Here is a 25,770-nt window from a genome sequence, read left to right as displayed (position 1 = left end):
GAATCTTTCATTTAGAAACTTATTTCTTAACAAAAGAATATAAAACTTTTCTTTTGTTTGTTAATAGATACGTTTTTACTGCCAACACAGAACTCAATTATACTATTAATAAAAATTCATATAAATAACACAGAATATTAATAGCAATCTACTAGTTATTATGTTATTATAATAATTGTATTTAATATATACTTAGGAGGGAAACTATTTATGAGTGAAAAAAGAAAAATGACCACTGCATTTGGTGCTCCTGTTCCAAATGATGATGATTCCAAAACGGCCGGTAAACGTGGTCCATTATTAATGGAAGACTTTTGGTTCCTTGAAAAACTTGCACACTTTGATCGTGAAGTAATTCCTGAACGTCGTATGCACGCAAAAGGATCTGGTGCTTATGGAACATTAACAATTACAAACGACATTACAAAATATACAAAAGCAAAAATCTTCTCTGAAGTTGGTAAGAAAACAGATATGTTCATCCGTTTCTCCACAGTAGCTGGTGAGCGTGGTGCAGCTGATGCTGAGCGTGATATCCGCGGAACAGCTATGAAATTCTATACAGAAGAAGGTAATTGGGATTTAGTTGGTAACAACACCCCTGTATTCTTTATGAGAGATCCTAAACGTTTCCCGGACTTAAACCATGTTGTAAAACGTGATCCAAAAACAAACATGAAAAATGCTGATGCAAACTGGGACTTCTGGACAAATCAACCAGAAGCACTTCACCAAGTTACAATTGTTATGTCTGACCGCGGTATTCCAAAATCTTATCGTAACATGCATTTATTTGGCAGTCATGCTTACAGCTTATACAATGCAGATAACGAGCGTGTATGGGTGAAATTCCACTTCAGAACACAACAGGGAATTGAAAACCTTACAAACGAAGAAGCTGCAAAAATTGTCGGTGGAGATCGTGAAAGTCACCAACGTGATTTATATACGAATATTGAAGAAGGCAATTTTCCTAAATGGAAAATGTATATTCAAGTAATGACAGAAGAAGAAGCTGCAAATATGCCTTACAACCCGTTTGATTTAACGAAAGTATGGTATAAAGATGAATTCCCGCTTATTGAAGTTGGCGAATTAGAGCTTAATAAAAATCCTGAAAACTACCATGAAGAGGTAGAACAGTCTGCATTTGCTCCAACTAACATTGTACCTGGAATCGGGTTCTCTCCAGATAAAATGTTACAAGGCCGTCTATTCTCTTATGGAGATGCACAGCGTTACCGTCTTGGTGTTAACCATTGGCAAATTCCGGTTAACTACCCTAAAAACGCGAAAAACTTCCATCCATATCACCGTGATGGAGCAATGCGTGTGATGCCTTACCAAGGTGGACAAGTCAGCTACAGCCCGAACCAATATGGTGAGTGGGAAGATAGCAAAGAGCATCAGGAGCCTGCATTACAGCTGGGTGCAGATGTTGATTACTATGACTTTGATGAAGATGATAGTCTTTACTATGAACAGCCAGGTAAGTTATTCCGTTTAATGTCTGATGAGCAGAAACAACTGCTTTTCCAAAATACAGCAGATGATATTGCTCCTGCATCAAAATCAGTAAAACTTCGCCACATCAACAACTGCTATAAAGCAGATCCAGATTACGGTAAAGGTGTTGCAGAAGCAATTGGCATCTCTCTTGATGAAGTGGAAGCAGCAAACGAAGCATCTGTAAAATAATCACAAGTAAAAAATGAGGATTTCTCCCTTATGTAAGGCGAGAGTCTTCATTTTTTTATTAGAAAAGGAACTTCAAGTTGCTGAAGTTCCTTTCCTTTTTACTAACTACTATGTTTATTGAATCATAGAAAGCGCAATTCTGCCTTTTTGGACATTCACATCGTCCACCCAGACAGTAACGACATCACCTACAGATGCAACATCCATCGGGTGCTTAACGAACTGCTTTGACATCTTAGAGATATGCACAAGCCCGTCCTGTTTCACACCGATATCAACGAATACTCCAAAATCAACCACATTACGAACCGTTCCCTGCAGCTCCATACCAGGCTTTAAATCTTCCATATTCATGACATTTTTCTTCAATAATGGCTGTGGAAAATCATCCCGCAGGTCGCGTTCCGGCTTGCTTAATGCTTCAAGAATATCCTCCAAAGTCGGCAAACCGATCCCCAGTTCTTCTGCTGCAGCTTGTTTATTCATTTCTTTAATCTTTTGCTGTAAAGGCTCTGTGCCCAATGCCTGCTCATCTAAATCAAATTTGTTTAGTAAAGCTTTTACATGTGGATAGCTTTCCGGGTGAATAGGTGTACGGTCAAGCGGTGTATCTCCGTCTACAATTCTCAGGAAACCAATTGCCTGCTCATATGTTTTTGCACCAAGCCGCGGAATCTTCTTTAACTGCTTCCGATTCGTAAACTTCCCTTCCTCTTCCCGCCGTTTAATCACATTATTCGCAACAGCTTTACTTAATCCGGATACATATTGTAAAAGGGAAGAAGAGGCTGTATTTACATTTACACCGACCTGGTTAACAGCTGTCTCTACTACAAATGTTAATGAATTGGACAGTTCTTTTTGACTGACATCATGCTGATATTGCCCGACACCGATAGACTTTGGATCAATTTTCACAAGCTCGGCTAACGGATCCTGCACCCTTCTTGCAATAGAAACAGCACTTCTTTCCTCTACCTGCAGATCAGGGAATTCTTCTCTTGCCAGAGCAGATGCAGAGTACACACTTGCACCAGCTTCATTCACAATAATATACGGCATATCCAACTTATTATTTGTTAACACATCCGAAATAAATTGCTCTGTTTCTCTGGATGCCGTTCCATTTCCAATCGCAATCAGCTCGACATCAAACTGATTAATCAATTCCATAACAACCTTTTCTGCTCCCTTCACATCTTTTCTTGGAGCAGTCGGATAGATTACATTTATTTGATGGACTTTCCCGGTTTCATCCACAACAGCAAGCTTACAGCCAGTACGGAAAGCAGGGTCAACTCCCAGAATAACCTTTCCTTTTAATGGCGGCTGCAGTAATAAATTTCTTAGGTTAACCGAAAAAACCTCAATTGCCTGTGCTTCTGCTTTTTCTGTAAGTGCACTTCGTATCTCTCTTTCCACAGATGGCTCAATCAGCCTTTTATAGCTGTCTTCCACCGCTGTTGTTAGCAATTCCTTTATATTTTGCGGGCAGGTTTTCTTAATAACCTTTTGTTCTAAATAGGAGATTATTTTATCCACTGGAGGCTCCAACTGAACTTTTAAAATACCTTCCTTTTCACCGCGGTTAAGTGCAAGAATACGGTGGGAGACAAGCGAACGTACTGCTTCATTATATTCATAATACATTTCAAAAATCTGTTTTTCGTCAGCTTCTTTATTTTTATCCTGGGACCTGATCAGCCCCTGTTTCATCGTTGTATCACGAATAAATTCACGGTAAACAGGTTCATCAGAAATCCATTCAGCGATAATATCATTAACTCCCTGGAGTACTTCTTCTACTGTGTTTAACTCATGTTCTTCTGAGAAAAACTCTGCTGCCTTCTGTTCTAAATCAACGGATTCCTTCTGTTCCCAAATAATTTGTGCCAGCGGCTCCAATCCTTTTTCTTTAGCAATAGTTGCTCTTGTCCGGCGTTTTTGCTTATAAGGACGATATAAGTCTTCTACTTTTTGAAGCTTTGTTGCTTTCTCAATTTCATTCCTTAATTCATCTGTTAATTTACCTTGTTCTTCAATGATACGGAGAACTTCCTGTTTTCGCTCAGACAGGTGAAGCACATATGCCCATCTATCCTGTATTTCTTTGATTTTTACTTCATCCAGCCCACCTGTTGCTTCCTTTCGATACCTTGCAATAAATGGAACTGTGTTCCCCTCATCTAAAAGAGAAATTACTTTCAAAACAATTTTATCTTGTACTTTGGTATCCTTTGATACGATTGTAATTAATTTTTCATCTAAATTCACTGGTGATTCTCCTCCTTACTCTGCTTTCTATTGTATCAAATTAAGCGGAGCAATGCTTTCTGACACAAAAAAAGATTGATTTGTAGTCCAATAACAGCTGAAACAGCGTTCATGTTATTTGCATACAAATCAACCTTTTTCTCCTTTGTACCTGATTGCTAATAATGTTGTATCATCTTGTCTTATATTGTCACTATAACGTGCATAGGCTTCTGTAATTCTGTCGACATTATAGTCTTTAAAAAAATACTGAGATAACTCTTTATCCATTACCCCGTCAGAAAATACAATGAAGTTTGTCCCTTCACTTAATTTTTCTGTCATCACTTTTACACCACGGTAACGGGAGCCCAAATATCCGGAGCTTGGGATATTTCTCTTTTTTTTAACTCCATTTTCCAAAACAATTATTCCTATATTTCCTATGGAAGAAAAAGTAAAGGTCTGTTGAATGAAGTCTATTTTTAAAATGCCCATAACTGCTCCACGCATGCCAATTAGCCGTTTGTTACATAGCTCAATGATTTCTTTAACTGTTTTGTACTTATGCTGGTTCACAATATCTATGACAGCCTGTGAGGATTCCTTTGCAATTTCTCCGCTTCCAAGACCATCTGCGAGCACTCCTAAAAATATCTGGTCTTCTTCCACAAAAAAGTAACTATCTCCACAAAAATGGTTACCTTTTTTTGATTTTTGATAAACAGAAACATCTACATATTTGCCGGAAATCAATCGAATACCTCCGTGCTTTCCGTTTGCATTGTTTCTCTTAATTTACGGAGTGCTCTTCTTTGAAGCCTTGAAACATGCATTTGTGAAATTCCCAGCTTTTCTCCTGTTTCTTTTTGACTCATATTTTTGAAATACGTACATTCCAAAATTAATTGCTCCCGTTCTGATAAAACCGGAAGTATTTTTTCAAGCATCATTTTTTGCTCAAGGTTTTTAAAGCTGTTATCTTCATTTCCAATTAAATCTAAGATGGCAACTGTACTGCCATCTGAATCAGCTTCAATTTTATGATCAACAGATAAAGCTTTGTAGCTTTTGCTCATTTCCATCGTCTCTAAAACTTCTTCTTCTGGTACACCGATATGATCTGCGATTTCTTTAATGGTAGGAGATTTTTGATTTTTGGTCGTCAGTTCATCAGCACTTTTTCGAATTTTTGGTCCCAATTCTTTAATACGACGAGGTACATGAACGCTCCATGTTTTATCTCGTATGAATCGTTTTATTTCACCAATTATTGTCGGGATCGCGAATGATTCAAACGACTTACCATAAGATGGGTCGTACCTCTTAATTGCACCAAGTAATCCAATCATGCCCACTTGTACTAGGTCTTCATGAATGGCACTGTTTTTGGAATACTTCCGTGCAATAGATCCAACAAGATTCTGATAGGTTAAAACAATCTTTTCCTGTAATTCTTCGTTGGTCGGATCTTGCTGAAGAGTACTTATCCATTGGTAAACCTCATCTCCCCCTCTATTGAATGGTTGAGACTTGGTCGTCATCCATGTCCACCTCTTCTTCTCTATTGTATTTAGTCATAATGACCATTACACCATATTTGTTGTTGATTTTTACTTCGTCCATTAGTGCTTCAATCAGGAATAAACCAAACCCTCCTTCCCGTATTTTTTCAACAGGTTCATCGGAACGATATGGTCCAGTTTCACTTTTTACCTCTTCTAAATTAAAGCTTCCACCGCGATCGGCTACCATTATTTCAATCCGATCCTCATATAAACCAAAGCCCACAGTGATTTCACCGGACTCATTTTCTCCATAAGCATGCTCTACAGCATTGGTCACAGCTTCTGATATAGCAACCTTTAAATCCTCAATAGCATCATAGGAAAAACTCATCCGATTAGCAATGCCTGATAAGGTTAAGCGCATTACTCCGATATATTCCGCTTTAGCCGGGACCTTCATTTCGATATAATCAAATGCTTCCATCACTCGTTGCCACCTCGAATCGCTGCTTTTATATCTATAATTTCACTAAGACCGGTAATTTCAAAAATACGGCAAACACGTTCTTGAACATTTTTCAAGGTAAAATGACTTCCACTTTCTTTGGAGGCTTTTAAAGCACTGACAAATACACCCAATCCAGTACTGTCCATATATTGGACATCTTCTAAATCCACCTCAATTTGTTTGCCGCTTTCTTTCACTAACGGCATTAATGATTCCTTAAGCTCAGGTGCTGTGTAGGCATCAATTTCGCCGCTTACTTCTAAAACTTTCAAATTACTATCCTCATTGATTCTCACTGATAAATTCATAATGACCCCCTCTGTCATCAAAATCCTGGATAGATGACTATACAATCTAAATTTATTTTAATCCCGTTTTTCATTTTATATACGGTAAATGAAAAGTTCTTCTCTAAACTTTTCTTTACTCTCTCTCAAGCTCTTAAATAATAATTTAATCACTTTGCAGACTAATATACTATATTCCCGGCTTTTATATCTTTAAACCTCTTTCCGAAGAACAATTAATGTAAAATCATCCCGCAACTGAAAATCCTGCAATTTCTCAAAGTATTGATATACATTATCCACCAGCTCCTGTGCAGGTAAATCAATATATTTCCGAATTACTTCTAAAAGTTCTTCCGTTTCAATAAAACGGTCTCCATCCCGGCACTCTGAAACACCATCTGTCAAAAAGATAATCAAATCATCTTTATTAATATTTAATTCATATTCCCGGTATTCAGCATCCGGCATCACACCGAGAACAATACCTTTTGTACGGATTTCTTCAAATTCTTCCGTTTCTGCACGATAAATATATCCCGGTTCATGACCCGCAGAGGATAGTCTTAATTTACTTTCCATTGGCAGATAGTGTGCATAACACATCGTGATAAACATGCTTGAATCAATATTTCTCTCTACAACCCGATTCAAGTTTTCCAGAACCTTGTTTGGTGACATCGTTGCTTCGGGATAGCTGTCTATTGCATATTTAATCATAGACATACATAATGCCGCCGGTATCCCTTTACCGATAACATCTGCGATGGCAATTCCAATTGTTCCATTACTGCCTGCTGTAAAATGGTGATAATCCCCATTCATCTGATGAGCAGGTACACTAATAACCCCTATATCTACACCGTTTCTTTCCGGTTTTTGGGTCCCTAATAATGTCTTCTGCATATTGGCAGCAACAGAGATTTCAGCGGTCAGAACATTTTTTTCCTGTCTCAAATAATCTACTTCCTGCAATGCGAGTCCATAGAAAACAGTAGCTTCTAATAAAAATTCCATTGAAAGCTTATATTCATCCATTAACTGAGGATAGATATTCTCCATTGCCTGGATATGCAAATTAATTAATTCTTCAGGTAAAATGTTCTTTTTGATAAAAGCTTTACTAATTAATTCGAGGTCATATAGTGCTTTCTCATCTTGTGTATTTATATATTTTCTTAATAGCTCCTGATATTTAATTGAATTCTTTTCAATGGTCTCTTTCACTATAGTTACTCCCCCTATATTCCAAAGAACCCCGGAATCTTCTTTTCTCTTTTTAGGCTCTCCCAGAGATTGACGGCAGGTGTGTACCGCTCTTATGCATGCAATACTTTTATTCAGGTTTTGTAACTCTTTCGTTATACCCGTCAGCTGTCTAATTATCCTGTATTCCTATTCAAATAGGTACGATAAAAAAAACTAATAGCTAAATTCTCCAGTCTGACAGAGTTAAGATTACCTGTCTCATCAGTAGGCTTTTCAACCTATATGATTCCGAAAGTCAGCGCCCGTAAACCTTCCGCCAATCTCCACTTTAAAATAGAAAATGGAGATTAGCGGAAGGTTTTATCTGTGATAAAACAAGGAAAGTTACTAAAATTAAAGGATTATCTGATCCATTTAATCGCTTTAATCTTAGTTCCTTCCCCGACGGTGGATTCTATATCAAAATCATCCATTAAACGCTTCACTCCAGGCAGACCCGCACCGAGTCCTCCAGAAGTAGTATAGCCATCTTGCATAACGCTGCTTATATCTTTAATTCCTGGGCCAGTATCAACAGCAATCATTAATATTCCCTTTTGACTGTTTGTATAGATGTATTCAAAACAAACCTGTCCATTTTCAGCATATAAATATATATTACGAGCTAATTCAGATACTGCTGTAGCGATTCTTGCCTGATCAACGGTGCCAAATCCAATCTCTTTTGCCATTTCCCGGCCAAGCTGTCTTGCTCCAACAATATCCCACTCTTTATGAATGTTGACACAGGATCTTGGGTTCATATATTAACCTCCCAATTCCTGGTGCAGCTTCACTAATCCTTGTTCTAAATCTAATGCAGTAGGGACATTTTGCAGGTGTATTCCTAAATCGATTAATGTCATTGCAACAGCAGGCTGAATTCCTGTTAATACGACGCGGGCCCCCATTAAATCCGACATGGATACAACATCACCTAGCACTTTTGCAATGAAGGAATCAATAATGTCTACAGATGTCAAATCAATTACAACACCTGTGGCACCTGTTTTATGAATTTTCGCTAATAGGTCCTCCTGAAATTGAATAGCTGTTTGATCGTCAATCTCAGTCTGAATAGAAATCAGCAAATAATTATGTAGTTTTAAAATAGGTATCCGCATTTTCTCTACTCCCCCTTAAGTGAATGCATTATATCTTCAATCCCTTGATTTTTAACATGTAAATCAACAACTTCTCTCTCGGTAATCTCAAGTGCTTTTGTAAAGCCCTTCTCCAGTGTGCTTCTTGTTGGGAATTTACTTAAATCAATACCGATGTTTACAATGGTTTGGGCAATTTCCGGACGAATCCCTACAAGGATACATGTTGACCCAATCAGTCTGACCGCTTCTGCAGCCTGGATAATATGATGCGCGACCATCGTATCCACCACTGGAACTCCGGTAATATCAATTAATACAACTTCGGAGTTATGCTTAATTGTCCCCTCCAGTAAATTTTCCATAATCAATTTAGCTCTATCTGTGTCAATAGTACCAATCAGCGGCATTACCGTTATTCTTTCCATAACTGGAATTAACGGTGCTGATAGTTCCTGCAGAGCTACCCGCTGCAGAGAGAGGATATTTTCCCAGCTTCCTGAATACTCATTAACAAGCTGACGGATTAACGGCTCAATCCACTCATCCACACTAGTTAAGACATTTGAAAAATGATTCGAATCAACCTGATCTGCTTGTGCAAGTAAAAAATCAATGGTTACACGACGAAAAATCTGCAGTCCATCTGTGATGTAACTAAGAGGCCAGCCAAGGTTAATAATTTTCTCTGAGAACTCCTCTACTACCTTTGAGGATCCTTGATTTTGAATACTTGTGAAAATAACATTTACAAATTCACGGTTGGTATTTTCATAAAGCTCATCAGATATACTTGCCGTATAATTTCCAGCCTTTATCCTTCCAACCTCGTTCATCCAATTATCAACAATAGAATCACTATTATTGATAATTAATTCTTTCAGATTTTCATCCATAACTCGTTCCCTCCATATTTTCTTTTTCTAACATTTTCATTATATTACTGCTATTATTTGCTGCAATTACTACAAAAATATACCTATAGTTTTAGAAGGTTTACAACATCTCCATTGTAACACATATGGAATATATCTAACATTGATGTACTTGCTATAGATGCTTCTATCAAAAGAGCTGGTAAATTTATATACCTCAGCATTAAGAATATAAAACTTTCATTATAGTTTTCACAACATATTTTAAGCGTTCTGCAAAGATATATATCCCGCTTTTCTTACTGCATTATTAAGACTCCAGAAAAAAGTCTAACAATTCCTTTGCACTATAGACAATTTTATCTGGTTTTGCAGCAGCTTCCGGCATTTGTCTGTTGCGATGATTCATCCAGACAGCCTGCCACCCGGCTTGCTTTGCTCCAACAACATCATTTGCAAAGGAATCTCCAACATAAACTGTTTTCGATTTTGTTAAATCAAGCTTATCTTCAATAAAATGAAATGCTTCTACAGAAGGTTTCGCATGTCCAATCGCTCCTGAAATGAATAAATAATCCTCAGGTATCCATCTGCTCAGCTTTAATTGCTTTATTTTCATGGTCTGGTGATCTTCTGCACCATTTGTTAAAACAGCCAGCTGCTTTTTACCTGCTGTAAGATAATCCAGCAATTGGACAGCTTCGTCAAATAATTCGATTTTCCCCTGCTCCTGAACATAGGTATTCTGAAATTCTAGAGCCTGCTCTGCTGATATCTCTATACCTGTATCTGCACAAGCATCTTTTATACGGCGAATATGCATTTCCTCCAGCGTTATTTTACCTGCTACCTGATCATCAAATAATTCATCACTATACTTACGGCTAAGCAGATAAAGATTGTCCAGCTCGCTATCCTCCAAGGATGCATTCAACATTTTTTTACATGTGGTTCTAAATGTTGCTGACTGGTCATACAAAGTATCATCCATATCAAAAATAATCGTATCCACAATTATCGACCTCCTTCTTCATTTTACTATATTTTTCAAAGGAGGAAAAATACTTACTGATACAGGAACTGATTAAGCTTTTTTCAGAATTAAAATTAAGAGCTGCGCCCGGCTATTCCTAAAAAATGAATTTATGCTGAGCTTTGCATTTTCTCGGATTAATAAAAAAGACGGTTCTCTGTGAAAGAACCGTCTTTTTTATCTATTTATCATGAAATTATTAATTATTACTGTACACATCTCTTAAGCCAAGGCTTATTTCTAATGATTGATTGATTTTTTCCATCATTTCTTTATCGAGCTTTGTAATTTTGTCAGTTAATCGCTGCTTATCTAATGTGCGGATCTGTTCTAACAGAATGACTGAATTCCGGTCAAACCCATAACGTTTTGCATCGATCTCAACATGCGTCGGTAATTTAGCCTTTTGGATTTGAGCTGTAATAGCCGCTACAATAACAGTCGGACTAAATCGGTTACCGATATCATTTTGGAGAATAAGAACTGGTCGTACACCACCCTGTTCCGAACCAACCACAGGGGATAAGTCAGCAAAATAAACCTCGCCTCTTTGAACGATCACAAGTGTTACACCCCGATCACGGAGCGCTCTAGAGTTATTTCAGCCTCCTCTTCAGCTTGAAAAGCCTCTGAAGCAATCGTCAGATTAATTCTTGCCATTTCTTCATATCCACGTTGCATCGTTTCATGAAAACGCTGGAGGTGTTCTTCTTTTTTATGGTTTAAATAAATTTGAGTTGCTTCACAAATAAAATCGCTTAAGTCGGAGCTATTCTCATATTTCATTAACCCATCCACCTCACTCAATAAATTTTTCGGTATTTTCACCATGATTTCTTCTTTATTTTCAGCCAAAATCAAGCACCCCCGCCAACAATTAACGTTCATTATTAAATTTAATATCATAATAGCATTGTGAGCCTACTTTTGCAAAGGGGTTATGGCGAATTTGTAAAAAAATCATGTAAATTTGTCGTTTTAAACCTTAATTTATGTGGTATTTAAAATATTTGAAGTATAAAAAAATAATATTTTACCCTTTCGCTAAAAAACATTATTTACCATATAATTTTATGTTTCTTTAAGCTTTACAGCAGCTGCTTCAGAAAAATCCATACTAATTACAAGGATTAATTACGGAAAATATTTGTGTTTTTGTTAAAATTAAACGCATCATTTTACAATTCAAATAAATATAGTGCAGATATAATACTTCGTTTTATCTATTCAACGAAATAAATACCTGTCTATTAATTATATGCCAATATGTTAAAATCATACCTCTATAAGACAATGTTCGAGATTGAGCCAATTGACAAGCAGCAGATTTCTTCATTGATGAATACTTTCAAACACTTATTTTAAGCCAGCTTTAACGAAGCCGTAATATAACAAAAGCAGGCCCGTTCACACGAAGCCTGCCAATATATAACCGTATCATTTTATTGTTTGTCCTTGAACAGATTGTGCTACTTCAATCATTTCTTCTTTAGTCAGCTCCGTACTTGCCAGTTGATAATCAACGCCTTGATAAGTCCATTTTAATGTGTTACCTTCCAAGGCTCCAACTGTAGTACCAAGATTTACAATATCCCCATCCACTTCTTCAGGAGCTGCACTAGCCGGTGCGGTTTCTCTGATTTCCTGAACAAGCGTAAAGTTTTTCTCTCCTTCAAAGGTTGTGATAATGCGCTCGCCATCCTCTAAAGCTACCTCTTTCTTCTCCGCCACCTCTGCTCCAGCTGTAAATGTCGGGTACAGTGTCCGTACTTCCTGAGCTGCTGTTTCTACTGCTTCACCTTCTTCTGAGGCGGATGCTTCATCATCTGCTTCTTTTTCCATATTTTTCTCCATTGAAAAATCATCTTCTTCAAATGCTGCGTCTAAATCAAAGCCATGAAAAGTCACATTAACCAACGGTTCGCCATCTTGATTTAAAACATTGACCATCACTGGAGTATAGCTGGATTTATCAAAGTAGATTTCTTGAGCTGGTAAATTATTGTTACTTTGGTAATTTGTCTTTGTCTTAAAAATATAATGGTCTTCTGTTGTTTCAAATTGCGCCTCTGGATCACTTACAACATCATTAACAAGTGATTGAAATAAATACGGCTGACTGCTATTTTCCGGCCATTCTGATTGGAATTTGAAGCTTTTCTCCAATGCCGGCGTTAGCACAAAGACACCATCTGTATTTTTTAGGATTACTTGACTTTCGTTCTGCTCCGCTTCATTTTCAAGCTTTACTCGATATTGATCATCTGCCTGATACCATATATCAATTAAAAAAGTTTGTTCTTGATCACTTGTATTCATCGTCATATCCGCAGTCGCTTTATAACCGTCTAAATCCGCAACTGCCTTCTGCAATTTTTCCACAACATCTTCCTGTGTTTTTTCTCCACATGCGGAAAGCAGCAGACCCAATGCACTTAATAGTAAAACGACACCGAAAAAACGTTTCTTTATCATTAGCATATCTCCCTTGTCTCAATTAACAGAGGGAACATTTTGTTTTATGAAAAATTCACACCGTGTTTAAGAAAATGTACGGATTGCTTTCGGAATACCTTGAATAACATCTCCCGCAAGCAAATCCTGTTCCGAGTGCTTTTCTTGGACTAGTAAGTCTGCAGATTTTCCGTGCAGGAAGCAAGCATTATTTATCCCTGCAAAAAAAGATTTACTTTGCATAATCATAGCTAAAATCATTCCGGTCAATACATCCCCGCTGCCGCCTTTGGCAAGTCCTGGATTCCCGCTCGATTCGACTGTCTGGTTTCCTTCCGGGTCAGTAATAATCGTATGCTTTCCTTTTAACACAAGATAGCAGTTAAATTTCTTTGCAAAATCAGCGCTGTACCGGAAAGGTTCCAACAATAAATCAGAAACAGATATATCCATCAATGCTGCAAGTTCGCCAGGATGCGGTGTTAAAATAAGCGGAGCTTGTCTTGCTCCAAAATCTGTTAAATACGATTTCAGATGGTAAAGACCGTCAGCATCGACAACGATTGGCCCTTTATACCTGAGCAATGCCGGAAGAATTTCTTTTCCGGTTTCTTCCCTCCTGCCTATACCTATTCCAACAGCAATCGCGTCAAAACTGGACAAGTCAATATTGTCGATTCCAGCAATATAGCCATTTTTTTCTGTAGTAGAGATATACATAGCCTCCGGATTATTCCCAGCAATCATAGAAATAACGTCTTTTACTGATGCAGTCGTTAATAAACCTGCTCCAGTCCTCAGTGCTGCCCTCGTCGTCATTAAAACAGATCCTGGCATAAACTGGCTGCCACCTATAATCAGTCCTCTTCCATGATCTCCTTTATGTGAATTCTCTTCCCGCTTTGGAAAAGACTCCTGAAAACTGGATGTGGTCCACAAGCGTCTTTTTGTTTGCTTCTCAAAAAGACTTTGAGGAAATCCGATATCAGCTATAATCCATTCTCCAAAATAAGAGGACATATGCTGACAGACTGCTGATTGCTTTACTGCACCAATCATAATCGTTGCATCTGCTTTGACTGCTTGAAAAACCGGTGAGCCTTCCTCTGCTGGCAGACCACTCGGTATATCAATGGAAATAACATAAGCATTTTTTTCATTCACTTGTCTGACTGCAGTTAGTATATCTCCTCTTAATTCACCGCGTACACCAATACCAAGCATTGCATCAATAATAACATCCGCTTCCTTTAAAGCAGTTTCTGATACACTTTCTTGATACTGCTCGACCCGGCCGCCAAATTGACGATAAATTTTCTTATGATAAGCTGCATCTCCTGTTATTTTTTCATCTGGTGCAACCTGGATTGTTTTGACAGGATAACCTGCTTCTAAAAGTACACGGGCAATGACAAACCCATCTCCGCCATTATTTCCGCTGCCAATCAAAATAACGATCTTATTTTCTTTGGATATCCTTTTCTCTATTTCCCTGCTTGCTTCTCTACCTGCATTCTCCATGAGTATTTTTGCATCAAGTCCAATCGTACCAATTGTTTCCCGGTCAACCCTGTACATTTCTTCCGCGGTAACAATATACAATTTTGTTCCCTCCTACCGCAATAAAATATATGAGACAAACTATGCGTTTATGCATTTCCTGTTTGTATTTATTTTCTTTAAGAGCTTATTTCTTCTCTAATAAAACCTGTGCAACCGCGTGCTCCCTGCTGTGGGATATAGACAAGTGGATATGTATATCCTCCATGCCCACTACCTGCATTTCAGGTGCTCCATTGAGGTTATTTTTAATTTCGATTTGTTGAAAGCCTATTTTCCCTATCCCTGTTCCATTTGCTTTTGCAAAGGCTTCTTTTGCAGCAAATCGACCTGATACATATTCCACGCGACGATGGGCAGTTAAACCCATTGCTTTTTCTTGTTCTGCTTTTGTTAACACTCGCTCTAAAAATCGGTCATTTTTCTCCAGCAGCCGTTTAACCCTTTTTAATTCGATGATATCAATCCCTGTTCCAAGTATCATTTTCACTGCTCCTAAAAGTTATTCCATGTATGAAAACACCTTTTTAATGGTCATAATCTATATTATTTCTTATTATATTATATAGGATATCTTATTCACTTTGAAAGCTTTGACTATGAGGGGGCACTCTATGTTTATCAGAACGGAACGGAGCGTAAAGGAATTTTTTCAATTATATCCCGTTGTAACAATTATTGTCGGGATCAATATATTATTTTGGTTTATTATCGACTTTTTAAATTTACGAATTGGCAATGAAATAAGATTTTACGGGATAGGGATTAATGCCGCTATTGCAGCCGGAGAATGGTGGAGGCTGATTACGCCTGTTTTTCTTCATGCCGGAGCTATGCATATGCTGTTTAATTCCTTTTCGCTTGTATTGTTTGGCCCTGCCCTCGAGCAGATGCTTGGTAAAATCAAATTTATATTAGCTTATCTTGGTACGGCTGTTACAGCAAATGTTATTATCTACCTGATAGAATCACCTAACTACGCACATTTAGGTGCATCCGGAGCAATTTTTGGTTTATTTGGGATTTACGTTTATATGTCTATTTTCCGCAAAGATTTAATCGATCAATCCAGCATTCAAATCGTCGGAGTGATCGTAGCCATTGGACTGGTGATGACATTTTTAAGAAGCAATATTAGTATATTAGGACATTTATTTGGTTTATTCAGCGGTTTTATCTACGCTCCGCTTCTCCTCGCTGGTGTGAAAAGCTATTCTCCATGGGCACGTCCGCGACCGAGGAAAAGAAAGTATGCAGATGACGACAATGGACCGCAGTTTGATCCAGACCGTTGGAATAAAAAACGAAAGATGCCAGAGGTTATCCGAAAAAATATGCTATGGATAGTTGTAGGTATTATCGCTGTTTTATGGTTATTAGGACAGGCAAATATATTATAGGATTTCATTAAAACACTCAGCTGATCATGGTATTTTCTCATGCTCAGCTTTTTTTATTTTATTGAAAACTTGAAACATATGTAAACAAACCTACCCTTTATGCTATAATAATCTCACCTCGTAATTCCCCCAAATTAAATAAAGGAGGTTTCTTATGGAAATCTGCATTTCATTGATTTTTTTCCTGTTTGGAATCATTTTTGGTTCGTTTTTTATGGTCGTAGGCATTCGGCTTCCACAAAAAATCTCATTTACTCACGGGCGCTCTAAATGTCCTTCCTGCAGCTGTCAGCTTGCGTGGTATGATAACATTCCCATTCTATCTTATATCCTTTTAAGAGGCCGCTGCCGGAAATGCCGCTATAAAATTTCCTCATTATATCCGCTGATAGAAGTTTTTACAGGCTTTCTTTTTGTCCTCTGTTACCTGCACGCAGCCTCTCTTCCAGAACTGCTTCTTTCCCTTTTATTTATGTCATTATTGATTATAATTATCATAACTGATTTATGTTATATGTTAATTCCTAATAAACTGCTTGCTTTTTACCTTCCCGCTTTTATTCTCTTCCGTATAATAGAACCTTTGAATCCCTGGTGGAACTCTGTGGCAGGAGGACTTACCGGATTCCTGATTATCTTTATTGTAATCTTATGGAATAAACAAGGGATAGGGGGTGGAGATATGAAATTATTGGCTGTACTCGGCATTGTATTAGGACCGTCTCATGTCATTGCAGCCTTTTTGCTGGCTTGTTTTTCTGGAGCATTAATCGGCAGTATTTTAATACATTTTGGACTGATTCAACGGAATAAACCCTTCCCTTTTGGACCTTTCATAGCTTTCGGAGCTATCCTTGCTTATTTTCTTGGAGAGGTGATTATCCAGTGGTATTTGAATTTATTTACCATATAGAAATATCAGTAAACCTTCTGGCCAGATTCATAAAATATATTTTATTCCAAGCAAAACAAATAATACAAATATAACAATTAATATCCCAGCTTACTTCCTGATAAATCTAATATTTTTTATAATAGAAAAACCCTTGTAAAATTTGTTATTACAAATTTACAAAAACATATGTACAATTACCGTTATTTATGTCTATAATAAAATTGAATAAAACATAACAAGATTAAAATTATCTTTAGATAATTATAAAATCTTAATAAAAACCATGTTATCGACTTCATTACTGCAGGCAGCTGCACTTGCAATGTAACACACATTAAAAAACAAAGAGTATAACTAAGCAGTGGCAGAAGCGTTGAACAAACTGTACAATGAAGATAAATAATATTTTCTATTCAACATTAAAGACGAGGGGGAAAAAATAATGAATATTATCCAAGCAGAAAATTATCAGCAAATGAGTGAGCTTGCTGCAAAAAAATTGATAGAACAGATAAACAGTAAATCAGACAGTGTGCTCGGTCTGGCAACTGGCTCAACACCAGAAGGGCTATATGAAGAAATTATTAAAGCGCACAAAGAGGGCAACGTTTCCTTCAAGGACGTTACAACCTTCAATTTAGATGAGTATGTCGGGCTCTCCAAAGACAATGATCAAAGCTATTACTATTATATGCATAAGCTTCTATTTGACCATATTGATTTAAAAGATAACCAAGCTAACCTGCCTAATGGGGATGCAGAGGATCTACAGGAAGAATGCAGCCGATATGAAGCTTCCATTCAACAAGCCGGCGGTATTGACATTCAAATCTTAGGAATCGGCTTAAATGGGCATATCGGATTTAATGAACCAGGCACACCCTTCTCGATCCAAACACATATTGTTGACTTGGATGCGTCGACTCGAAATGCCAATGCCCGCTTCTTTGATTCCATTGATGAAGTACCATTACAAGCTATCACGATGGGTATTGATTCTATTATGCAGACCAAACAAATTATTCTGTTAGTATCTGGATCAAAAAAAGCAGAAGCATTAGAAAAATTGGTAAATGGCCCAGTAACGGAAGATTTTCCGGCTTCCATTTTACAAAAACATCCAAATGTAACGATTATTGCTGACCGCGAGGCATTGGCTGAACTTTCTCAATAAGAAAATATAAAAAAGCATTGGCTGGTGTATGATACACTGGCCAATGCTTTTTTATTGTCTTTATTATTTATTCTTAACGGTCATCCCGTCTTTTACGCTGGAAATTACCTTTCCCTTTGCGATTTCTGCCGCCTTGATTACGTCCGCCTTGTCCACGGCCTCCATAATAGCGTTTGTTATTATTACGACGGTTATTATCTTTTGAGCTTTTAGCTTTTTTCACGCTGATTGGTGCTGCCGAAGAAATACGTACAGGTGTATCTCTTCTTTCTTTTGTCATCATGCTGATTGCAGCAGCAACAACTGTAACAGAATCATGATCCTCTAATAATTCCTTTGCAGCATCAAAGTAAGGCTTCAAATCTTTTTGATCAATTGCCTTTTTCATTTTATCAATGGTTACTTGTTGCTGTCCGCGTTGTGCATCCTGATTTGTAGGCGGGGTCAAACGCTTCATTTTACTTTTTGTTGTTTTTTCAATCAAGCTTAGATGAGCCATTTCTCTTGGTGTAATAAAGGAAATAGCTTCCCCTGTTTTTCCTGCTCTTCCAGTTCTTCCGATACGGTGAACATAGCTTTCGGGATCCTGAGGAATATCAAAGTTGTACACATGTGTTACACCGGAAATATCTAATCCGCGGGCTGCAACGTCTGTAGCAACAAGAACATCTACACGTCCCTGCTTAAATTTATTCAATACAGACATACGTTTACCCTGTGTCAAATCTCCATGAATTCCTTCAGCACGGTAGCCTCTTGCTTGAAGCCCTTCTGTAATTTCATCTACACGTTTTTTTGTTCTGGCAAAAACGATAGCTAATTCAGGAGAATTAATATCCAAATGATTATTCAGCGTTTCAAACTTGAATTTCTCAGGAATTTCAATGAAATACTGATCAATATTCTCCACTGTCATTTCTTTTGCTTTTACTTTTACTTCTTTTGGTTCTCTCATAAGCGTAGTGGCAATATCGCGGATTTCTTTAGGCATGGTCGCAGAGAAAAGCAATGTTTGTCTGTCTTCAGGAATACCTTTTAAAATTTCACGGATATCATCAATAAAGCCCATATTAAGCATTTCATCTGCTTCATCAAGAACTGCTGTATGCACTTCATCAATGCGAATTGTTTTGCGGCGCATGTGGTCCATTAAACGTCCCGGTGTTGCAACCACAATTTGCGGGCCATCTTTTAATGCACGAATCTGGCGGTCCATTGGAGATCCTCCGAAGATTGCAAGTGCCCGTATACGTTTGAATTTAGCTAGACGATTGATCTCTTCAGCTACCTGAATAGCAAGCTCACGCGTAGGCGCAACAATTAAGCCTTGTACCTTCCTCAGCTTGGGATTAACTTTATTAATTAATGGAATACCAAATGCAGCGGTTTTCCCTGTACCAGTTTGCGCTTGTCCAATTACATCATTTCCTTCTAGCGCATATGGAATAGTCTCTGCCTGAATAGGAGTTGCTTCTTCAAACCCCATTTCTTCTAAAGCTTTCATTATTGGCGCAGAAACACCTAGTTCATTAAATTTAGTCACGTAATCGTCGACTCCTTTTTGTTTTTTATTGCAAAAGAGGCCTTATAAAGAGTTTCTCATACTTTTCATCATATTATACAAACCAGTAAAATTCCTGAGTCACCCGGACAAACAAGCAGAGAGTTATTTACACCATTCTGCTTTTATATAAATTTATTATGGGTAATTGTCCATAAAGTTTCCATCTCGAGTCAATTAGGATTGTTGGTCACACAAGTGTCTTCAATGGCAGAGTAATCACAAATATTTTCGATGGGACAAGTAATCCTGTTCCCAGAATGTAAAAGTCTCAACTTGTGTTCCTTCTTAATTTAAACAGGAGGTAAGTCTCCCTGAATCACTCAACTTATCTTCAGTGGAAGAAAAATTTAATTCCTTCACTGAATGAAGCTTCGTTTTATCATATTTACTGATTTACTACCTAAAAATTGCTGATTGAATGAATATTTCACTCCACATCAGCAATTAAACGAATAACGTATTTCATGTGCGTATTCATTATCAACGTTTAAAGTACAAAAAAGGCATAACCAATTTTAATAAGGTAAGAGGCCTCTATAAAAATGCTCCCTTAATCATACCACACTTATAAGTCAGATATCCAGTGCACAGATTAAAATGATTTTTTTTTCGTAACATGATAAAATATAATTGGGTATGTATGCGTGTGCACTAGGAATTTCCAGCTTCATTTTATATAGAGACTGCTCTTTTTATCAATGAAGTTTATTACAAATACAATATACGCTCACATACAGTTCTTCGCGTTGAACAAGTAATTCTATCAAGAAGAACAATACATAATGATGAAAATGCGAAAAGGGAGTTATCACCATGCGTCAGTCCGCGTTCAACCCTAAAGCAGCAGTTGTTATTGGGGTTTTTTCTATATCTACATCAGCAATTTTCGTCCGGCTTGCTTCAGAAGCATCTGCTTCCATCATAGCAAATTATCGTCTTTTATTTGCTGCTTTACTCTTATTGCCTTTTATTTTATTTCATTATAAGCATGAGTTTAAACGTATTACCACTAAAAATTGGGGCCTCTCTATTCTTGCCGGTGTCTTTCTTGCTTTATTTTTTATTTTGTGGTTTGAATCATTAAATCATACCTCTGTTGCCAGCAGCGTTGTGCTTATATCACTCCAGCCAATCCTGGCCTTTATCGGAACATACTTTATCTTTGGCGAACGTTTTTCATCCGGAGCTGTCATCAGCATATTTATTGTTTTACTCGGTGGATTGATTATAGGCTCTGGAGATTTTCAATTATCTGGAGACGTACTATACGGGGACATGCTTGCTTTACTCGGAGCGATTGCTGTAACTACTTATTTTTTATCAGGTCAGCATGTGCGGAAAAATGTTTCTCTGATTACCTACACATTTATAGTCTATAGTATCAGTGCGGTTACCTTAACACTTTTTAATATAATACAGCAGGAAAACTTCTTTTCTTACCCGGCCAGCCATTGGTGGATTTTTATCGCTTTGGCGATTATACCAACCTTTTTAGGGCATTCTCTTTTTAACTGGTCGTTAAAATGGTTAAGCACATCTACTATTTCTATGGCAATTGTATTTGAACCTGTCGGAGCGGGTATCCTTGCTTTTCTTATTTTAAATGAAGCACCGACCTGGGCCCAGTTTCTTGGGGGGACTATAATTGTAATCGGACTATTTCTGTTTATCCTCAGCACTTCACGGAAAAAAAAGATTACCATTTCAACAAAGAATTATAAATAAATACTCATAAAGTAGGTGAAGCAATGACAATTCAATTAATGACAGACAGCTCTGCTGATTTACCCGTATTCTTAAAAAACAAACTTCACGTAGAAATTGTTCCTTTGTACCTTCATTTTAGTGATGGTCAGTACACTTGCGGACAAACGATGGATATCGAATTATTTCATCAGAAAGTGAAGAATTTGGGAGAGGTACCGCGTTCAGCAGCGCCCAGCCCTTCCGATTTCTATGAAGCGTATAAAAAGATTTCACCTGAGAAGAAAATTCTGATGTTAAGTATATCAAGTGAAATAAGCAGTACTTATTCAAATGCAGTAGCAGGAAAAAACATGTTATTAGAGGAAGAACCTGATCGTGTTATTGAGGTGCTTAATACAAAAACTGCTTCCTGCGGGATATGCCTGCTTATACATGAAGCTAATAAAAAAATAAAGGAAGGGTACCAATTTAACGAACTTGTCAGTCATTTAACAGAACGCATTGAACAGACAACTACTTTATTTGTATTAAAAAGTTTAGATAATCTTGTTTTAGGCGGACGTTTAGAGAAAATTAAAGGAAAAATTGCAAAAACATTAAATATAAAAGTGCTTATGAAAGCGACAGATAAGGGTGCTATTGATGTCGTTGAAAAAGTACGCGGGGAAAAGAAGTCATTGCAGCGGTTCATTGATCAAATTGGGGAGTATGCAGAGGATACAGAAAATAAAATCATTACAATGACCTATTGCCGGGATAAAGAAAGGGCTATGAATGTTTTAGAAAAAATTCGCAGCAAATATGCTTTTTATGATGTTATTTTAGAGGAATCCGGTCCGCTCATTTCAACATACGGCGGAGAAGGGGCCCTGGTTATTTCATTCTTTAAAAAATAATACAGGAGAAAATCACTTGTTATTTAATACAGTGACTTCCTTACTGAAAAGATGTCCACTCCAGTTTCTGTTTTATATTTTTATTATTGAAGAAAGGCCGGGATTTTTGTCCCGGCCTTTCTTTTATGCAGGTGCTTCCGTCAGAAAACCATAAATCATATTGTTTAATGTGTCTTTATCGGTACCCAGGCAAATTAAGTGTTTGGATCTTTCAAAAAAGACAACTTGTTTTTTTTCAGAGTGAATTAACTTATCTAAATAGTATGCTGTTTTATAAGGCACCATTCCATCAAGTTGCCCCTGAGCAATTAATACCGGCGATTGCACTTTGTCCAGATATTTTCGTGTAAAACGGACAAGTTTCATAAACTCAAAATGTGCTTTTAACGGTACAACCCCCATTTTTTTCTTATAGTGATTAAATAACTGATTTTCTTTTAAATGACCTCGCAGTCCATCACCAATTACTGCAGCAGCATCCAGGCCAAGCTGCTTTAAACATAGATATTTTCCTGAAGTAGCCAGGAGCACAAGCCTGTCAATTTTATACTTTGCTGCTAAATAAGAGGCAATCATCCCCCCCATAGAAAATCCGATAACATAAATTGTTTCAAACTGTTTGATTAGTGTTTGGAGCTCTTCTTCAGCTGCTTGAATCCAGCTCTCATAAGAAGCATCCTCCAAATTTAATTCTGTGCCATGTCCCGGCAGGGTTGGCACCTCAATATGCCAATCCGTGTTGTCTCTTAAATAATTTGCTAATGGCTCCACTTCATAGGGCCCTCCAGTGTACCCGTGAATAATTAAACATCCAATCATGATTTTCTACTCCTTCTCGTAATTTACACTTTAAAGTGCATGTTCAAAAAATGGCATGTATTCGACTCTGAAAATGAAGGCATGAACGGCTATAATGACTTCTGCGCTGTCCGTACGACTTGGCGGTTTTAGTAGAAGATCATTTTATTTCCGTTTATCCTTCGGCCACTTTTGGACATCTTCTTAAAGGAATTTCCTCCTAAGATAACTATTTCAGGAGGATAACCTTATCATCTCTTGAATTTGTTGATATATACCTACATAAATCCTTTCACAAAGGTGCTAAACTGCTTTACAATGGGAGAAACTTGATGGTAAGTACTTGCTATTTGCCCAACTTTGCTAATCACTGTGTCAAAATTCAATGGATTGCTCTCATTTGCTCCTCCGCCGTTTATGCTCTGCTGTGACTGACTTTGCTGTTGAGACATCAAATATTGTGTGGGTAATTCCGGCTTTGAAAATAATTCGTATGGAGAAAACTCTTGCCTCGTATTTCGCTGGTTTATATTTGAAGAAGCTGGTATATAAGGATTATCTCTATTCAATCCGTTGGGGAAAGTATGCCTTTGATTTAATGGTCGTTGTTGCACATCTATCACCTTCTTCTGCCTTTTTAAGTTTAAGATTACTGCCATTTTATGCAATAGAAGGCTTATAAGTGCAAACCATTTATCTATATTTAAACACATCCTCAAAAGAAAAATTATCATCACTTAAATTTTGTTTTAACCCTAATTCATAAAGAATTTTATTTTCCTGATTTCCTTCTATTTTCTTACCATCGATAAAAATTGTCGGTGTTCCAAAAACCTTCATTTCCTGCAATTCTTTTAGATAATCTTTATTTTTCGTCACATTTTTTAATTCGTAGGTAACATCATTTTTATCTAGAAATGCCTTTACCCTATCAGATGCCTCGCTGCCTTCGCTGACAAATAATGTAACCTTCTTCATAAAAATCCTCCTACCGATTCCTACTTTATATTCACTTATTTTTAGTTACCCTATTTTTTTATGTATAAAACTTACTTAGCACATTTTTTCGCCTGAAAAGACAATCCATTTTCTGGGTATTCCAAAGGATTCCGGCGCTCCTTTTCCTAGCTCCATAGAAAAAACACCAAAGTGGTGAACTTTGGTGTTTTTATAGTTATTATCAGTCATTTTCATAATCTATTTCTAAAGAAAGAATGTCTCCAGTTTCTCCATGGACATCAATATCAGCTTCCTGCTGTCCATTAACAAGCTCCAATTCATAAACATATCTGCCATCATCAAAATCTAATTCAATTTGTACGACTTCTCCATCAAATTCCTGCTTCGCAATCTCAATGGCTTTCTCCTGTGCTATCAGATTACTCTTATTATCTTTATTGTTATTTTCTCCATTTGTTTCCTGTTGTCCAGCTTCCCAATTTCTATCATCGTCATCTCTGTCATCATTATTTCTATAATTGTCGTCAATTTCTTCATAGACAACTTCTCCTGATTCAGCATCCATTACCACATCATATTCTTGTTTATCAACGATAACTTCTGCTTCATAATATAACTTATTTCCTTCTTTATCCAACTCTATTTCTTTAACTGTTCCTTGATATGCTTCTTCTAACTTTTTAGTTGCATCTTCAATTGTTACGTTTTCTACTGCAGCAATTTGCAGCTCCCCTTCTTTCGAGCTTGATGCTTCTGTATGGTAAATTCCTGTACCGACAACTCCTGCTAATACAACCGTGCCAGCAATTATTCCAATTTTTTTATTCATTTATTTTTCCTCCTTATTTCTTATTAATTACATCTTATCCGGTAATAATGACAACACCATTTGAGCAAGATTAGAATTTCATGAGAAATGTATGATCAGGAAATTAAAATGGAGGGCCTGAGCTTTTTATCGTTTTAAATATAGTTTTGTTCCTGCCAAATGTGAATTTCACCATTATAATAACAGTTGTCCCAGGCTGATTATCATGAATTACATGAAAGCATTTATCAATTCAATTATCGTTGTCTGCAGGCTTTTACTCTTTTTTTGATATTATTGCTGACAGCTAATAAAAAATCTGGATGAATTTAAATTCTAAGCGCAGAATTTTGAATTCATCCAGACTTTTCAAAAGTATATTTATTAATCATCTATATCAATTTCTATCATTACTACATTCCCTGTATATGCATTAATCTCAATCGATGCCTCATCTTCTCCATTAACAATTTCAATTTCATAAATATAAACCCCGTCATCCGAATCCAATTCCAGATCTGTTATTTTACCCGGAAATTCCTTGAGAGCAATTTCCTTAGCTTCTTCATGTGTTAGCATCGCATCATTTTCTGTCGTTTGTTTATTAGATTTATTCTCCGTTTTTCCTTCGTCAGACTCTGAATCATCAGCTTCTGGATTTTCCTCAGCAGTATTCTCTTGTTTTTCTGTATCGTCTTCTTTATTATTAGTTGCTGTTTTTTCTACAGCTGTTAAGTCAATCACCTGTCCGGTATCTCCATTCAGCTTTAAGGAATACACGCCCTGATCCTGTGTGACTTCCATCTGATATACCGGCTCCCCATTTTCAACACTCAGTTCCGGTTCCGAGTGCTGACCAGGATATTGGATATTAACAAGCTCGATAATCTCTTCCGAATTAAGATCCGGACTGGAGGTTGTAGCATTTGTCTGGTATACAGTTAAACCAACGATAATTAGAGCAGCCAGCATACCAATCATCCATATCATTTTCTTACGCACGTCATATCACCCCTTTCCTACAGTATAAACGGCATTTTT

At 37.1% G+C, this 25,770-nt stretch carries 27 protein-coding genes; 6 read left to right on the top strand and 21 right to left on the bottom strand.

Annotation, left to right across the window (positions count from 1 at the left end):
• Positions 1–210: 210 nt before the first annotated feature.
• Positions 211–1,698 (top strand): catalase, encoded by a 1,488-nt coding sequence (locus MKY30_RS11840; protein ID WP_147211133.1) that lies wholly within the window; start codon positions 211–213, stop codon positions 1,696–1,698.
• A gap of 114 nt (positions 1,699–1,812) precedes the next feature.
• Here the strand turns inward: MKY30_RS11840 and MKY30_RS11835 are convergent, their stop codons facing one another.
• The 15 genes from MKY30_RS11835 to acpS form a co-directional block, all read right to left on the bottom strand.
• The gene (locus MKY30_RS11835; RefSeq protein WP_147211134.1) at positions 1,813–3,972 is read right to left on the bottom strand and encodes a Tex family protein; all 2,160 of its coding nucleotides are present in this window, start codon (positions 3,970–3,972) and stop codon (positions 1,813–1,815) included.
• Positions 3,973–4,101: 129 nt separating this feature from the next.
• Positions 4,102–4,707, bottom strand: coding sequence for a SpoIIE family protein phosphatase (locus MKY30_RS11830; protein WP_147211135.1), 606 nt, complete (start codon positions 4,705–4,707; stop codon positions 4,102–4,104).
• Positions 4,704–5,495, bottom strand: a complete 792-nt coding sequence (gene sigB, locus MKY30_RS11825; RefSeq protein WP_147211136.1) for an RNA polymerase sigma factor SigB — start codon at positions 5,493–5,495, stop codon at positions 4,704–4,706. The genes MKY30_RS11830 and sigB overlap by 4 nt, the downstream gene beginning before the upstream one ends.
• On the bottom strand, positions 5,467–5,943 hold the full coding sequence (gene rsbW / locus MKY30_RS11820; RefSeq protein WP_147211137.1) for an anti-sigma B factor RsbW: 477 nt from the start codon (positions 5,941–5,943) through the stop codon (positions 5,467–5,469). The genes sigB and rsbW overlap by 29 nt, the downstream gene beginning before the upstream one ends.
• Positions 5,943–6,275: an STAS domain-containing protein gene (locus MKY30_RS11815; protein WP_147211138.1), complete on the bottom strand. Its 333-nt coding sequence runs from the start codon at positions 6,273–6,275 to the stop codon at positions 5,943–5,945. The genes rsbW and MKY30_RS11815 overlap by 1 nt, the downstream gene beginning before the upstream one ends.
• A 192-nt stretch (positions 6,276–6,467) precedes the next feature.
• The gene (locus MKY30_RS11810; protein ID WP_147211139.1) at positions 6,468–7,481 is read right to left on the bottom strand and encodes a PP2C family protein-serine/threonine phosphatase; all 1,014 of its coding nucleotides are present in this window, start codon (positions 7,479–7,481) and stop codon (positions 6,468–6,470) included.
• Positions 7,482–7,864: 383 nt separating this feature from the next.
• Positions 7,865–8,266, bottom strand: coding sequence for an anti-sigma regulatory factor (locus MKY30_RS11805; RefSeq protein ID WP_147211140.1), 402 nt, complete (start codon positions 8,264–8,266; stop codon positions 7,865–7,867).
• A 3-nt stretch (positions 8,267–8,269) separates the two neighbouring features.
• Entirely contained in the window at positions 8,270–8,626 is a 357-nt protein-coding gene (locus MKY30_RS11800; protein ID WP_156985641.1) for an STAS domain-containing protein, read from the bottom strand.
• Between the two features lie 5 nt (positions 8,627–8,631).
• Positions 8,632–9,501, bottom strand: a complete 870-nt coding sequence (locus MKY30_RS11795; RefSeq protein ID WP_147211142.1) for an RsbT co-antagonist protein RsbRA — start codon at positions 9,499–9,501, stop codon at positions 8,632–8,634.
• Positions 9,502–9,790: 289 nt separating this feature from the next.
• Entirely contained in the window at positions 9,791–10,492 is a 702-nt protein-coding gene (locus MKY30_RS11790) for an HAD family hydrolase (RefSeq protein WP_147211143.1), read from the bottom strand.
• A gap of 220 nt (positions 10,493–10,712) precedes the next feature.
• The gene (locus MKY30_RS11785) at positions 10,713–11,075 is read right to left on the bottom strand and encodes a type II toxin-antitoxin system PemK/MazF family toxin (protein WP_042532419.1); all 363 of its coding nucleotides are present in this window, start codon (positions 11,073–11,075) and stop codon (positions 10,713–10,715) included.
• Between the two features lie 5 nt (positions 11,076–11,080).
• Positions 11,081–11,401 (bottom strand): CopG family ribbon-helix-helix protein, encoded by a 321-nt coding sequence (locus MKY30_RS11780; RefSeq protein WP_397334283.1) that lies wholly within the window; start codon positions 11,399–11,401, stop codon positions 11,081–11,083.
• Between the two features lie 549 nt (positions 11,402–11,950).
• On the bottom strand, positions 11,951–12,988 hold the full coding sequence (locus MKY30_RS11775; protein ID WP_147211144.1) for a LolA family protein: 1,038 nt from the start codon (positions 12,986–12,988) through the stop codon (positions 11,951–11,953).
• 66 nt (positions 12,989–13,054) lie between these two features.
• Positions 13,055–14,569, bottom strand: coding sequence for an NAD(P)H-hydrate dehydratase (locus tag MKY30_RS11770; protein ID WP_147211145.1), 1,515 nt, complete (start codon positions 14,567–14,569; stop codon positions 13,055–13,057).
• 85 nt (positions 14,570–14,654) lie between these two features.
• Positions 14,655–15,011 (bottom strand): holo-ACP synthase, encoded by a 357-nt coding sequence (acpS, locus tag MKY30_RS11765; RefSeq protein ID WP_147211146.1) that lies wholly within the window; start codon positions 15,009–15,011, stop codon positions 14,655–14,657.
• 130 nt (positions 15,012–15,141) lie between these two features.
• On the opposite strand from acpS, the gene MKY30_RS11760 reads away from it, so the two are divergent.
• From MKY30_RS11760 to nagB, 3 genes are all read left to right on the top strand, one after another.
• Positions 15,142–15,927, top strand: a complete 786-nt coding sequence (locus MKY30_RS11760) for a rhomboid family intramembrane serine protease (RefSeq protein ID WP_147211147.1) — start codon at positions 15,142–15,144, stop codon at positions 15,925–15,927.
• A gap of 154 nt (positions 15,928–16,081) precedes the next feature.
• Positions 16,082–16,840 carry a prepilin peptidase gene (locus MKY30_RS11755; protein ID WP_147211148.1) on the top strand — a complete coding sequence of 253 codons (759 nt, stop codon included), beginning with the start codon at positions 16,082–16,084 and terminating at the stop codon, positions 16,838–16,840.
• 424 nt (positions 16,841–17,264) lie between these two features.
• A complete protein-coding gene (gene nagB / locus MKY30_RS11750) occupies positions 17,265–17,996 on the top strand; it encodes a glucosamine-6-phosphate deaminase (RefSeq protein WP_147211149.1) in 732 nt (243 codons plus the stop codon).
• Positions 17,997–18,069: 73 nt separating this feature from the next.
• Here the strand turns inward: nagB and MKY30_RS11745 are convergent, their stop codons facing one another.
• Positions 18,070–19,539 carry a DEAD/DEAH box helicase gene (locus tag MKY30_RS11745; protein WP_147211150.1) on the bottom strand — a complete coding sequence of 490 codons (1,470 nt, stop codon included), beginning with the start codon at positions 19,537–19,539 and terminating at the stop codon, positions 18,070–18,072.
• A gap of 834 nt (positions 19,540–20,373) precedes the next feature.
• Between MKY30_RS11745 and MKY30_RS11740 the strand changes: the two genes are divergently transcribed.
• Both MKY30_RS11740 and MKY30_RS11735 read left to right on the top strand, forming a co-directional pair.
• On the top strand, positions 20,374–21,285 hold the full coding sequence (locus MKY30_RS11740) for a DMT family transporter (protein ID WP_147211151.1): 912 nt from the start codon (positions 20,374–20,376) through the stop codon (positions 21,283–21,285).
• Positions 21,286–21,308: 23 nt separating this feature from the next.
• Complete coding sequence (locus MKY30_RS11735; RefSeq protein ID WP_147211152.1) at positions 21,309–22,163, top strand: DegV family protein; 855 nt, start codon at positions 21,309–21,311, stop codon at positions 22,161–22,163.
• A 123-nt stretch (positions 22,164–22,286) separates the two neighbouring features.
• On the opposite strand, the gene MKY30_RS11730 is transcribed toward MKY30_RS11735, so the two are convergent.
• The 5 genes from MKY30_RS11730 to MKY30_RS11710 all read right to left on the bottom strand — a co-directional run bounded on the left by MKY30_RS11730 (position 22,287) and on the right by MKY30_RS11710 (position 25,731).
• A complete protein-coding gene (locus MKY30_RS11730) occupies positions 22,287–22,982 on the bottom strand; it encodes an alpha/beta hydrolase (RefSeq protein ID WP_147211153.1) in 696 nt (231 codons plus the stop codon).
• Between the two features lie 257 nt (positions 22,983–23,239).
• Positions 23,240–23,575 (bottom strand): YppG family protein, encoded by a 336-nt coding sequence (locus MKY30_RS11725; protein ID WP_246145173.1) that lies wholly within the window; start codon positions 23,573–23,575, stop codon positions 23,240–23,242.
• 79 nt (positions 23,576–23,654) lie between these two features.
• Entirely contained in the window at positions 23,655–23,939 is a 285-nt protein-coding gene (locus MKY30_RS11720) for a glutaredoxin family protein (protein ID WP_339284876.1), read from the bottom strand.
• A gap of 202 nt (positions 23,940–24,141) precedes the next feature.
• Positions 24,142–24,750: a PepSY domain-containing protein gene (locus MKY30_RS11715; protein ID WP_339284874.1), complete on the bottom strand. Its 609-nt coding sequence runs from the start codon at positions 24,748–24,750 to the stop codon at positions 24,142–24,144.
• A 363-nt stretch (positions 24,751–25,113) separates the two neighbouring features.
• Entirely contained in the window at positions 25,114–25,731 is a 618-nt protein-coding gene (locus MKY30_RS11710; protein WP_341083996.1) for a PepSY domain-containing protein, read from the bottom strand.
• Positions 25,732–25,770 lie beyond the last annotated feature (39 nt).

The organism is Oceanobacillus sp. FSL W8-0428, from assembly GCF_038004405.1.
Taxonomy (GTDB): Bacteria; Bacillota; Bacilli; order Bacillales; family Amphibacillaceae; genus Oceanobacillus; species Oceanobacillus sojae.
The sequence above is the reverse complement of the archived record's forward strand: the minus strand, read 5'-3'. Positions and strand labels throughout refer to the sequence as shown.